The sequence below is a fragment of the Streptomyces sp. AC627_RSS907 genome (genome assembly GCF_019049165.1).
The window spans coordinates 1-740 of the sequence record NZ_JAGMUE010000373.1 but is presented as its reverse complement, the minus strand read 5'-3'; the positions used below and the strand labels follow the sequence as shown (position 1 = coordinate 740).

Annotated in this window: 1 protein-coding gene and 1 pseudogene; both read left to right on the top strand. The window is 76.4% G+C overall.

All coding sequences use genetic code 11. The features are described 5' to 3' along the window. Positions 1 to 183: pseudogene (locus tag KUM32_RS44265) on the top strand (RNA polymerase sigma factor SigM); the annotation flags it as partial. Beyond that, on the top strand, positions 180 to 740 hold a 561-nt coding region (locus tag KUM32_RS35955; protein ID WP_217146113.1), incomplete at its 3' end, for a zf-HC2 domain-containing protein. The pseudogene KUM32_RS44265 and the gene KUM32_RS35955, both read left to right, overlap by 4 nt.

Genomic DNA, 740 nt, shown 5'->3' with positions numbered 1-740 from the left:
ATCAAGAGCCGCTGCGCCCGGGGCCGCGCCCGTCTGCTGCCCCTGCTGTCCCATCTCCACCCGAAGGAGCGGGATAGCTCCGATCCCGACGGGGGAAGGAACCGGGCGCAGGGGACATCCGTCTCACCGCCGGCAGGGCCGAACGACACAGATCCCGTGAAGGGCGGAGGTGGGCGAGCGTGACGTCGACGACCGACACGGACGAGCACCCTGAGGTCGCGGAAATCTCCGCGCTCACAGAGGGAGTCCTGCCGCCCGACCGCGCGCGCCCCGTGCGCGAGCACCTCGCGGGCTGCGCGCTGTGCGCGGACGTCCGCACCTCGCTTGAGGAGATCCGCAGCGCCCTGGGCACGCTGCCCGGCCCGGCGCGGATGCCCGCCGACATCGCCGGCCGGATCGACGCGGCCCTGGCCGCCGAGGCGCTGCTCGACGCCACGACCGGCGACCGCGAACCGGCCGACGTCGCGGCCGTGGGCGAGGGCGGCGACGTACGGGAGACCGACGCCGAGACCGAGTCCGGGGGCGCCTCCGGGACCGAGCCCGGCGATGTTTCACGTGAAACGGCCGCCGAGCCGATCGGTGTTTCACGTGAAACGACGCCCGGCGGCCCCGACCGCCCGCCGGGCCGCGCCCGCTCCACCACGGGACCCGGCCGGCAGGCCCCCGGCCCCCGTCCCAGGCGGGGCCGGCGCTGGCGCACCGCTCTGCTCGGTACGGCGTGCGCGGCAGCCGTGCTCGGC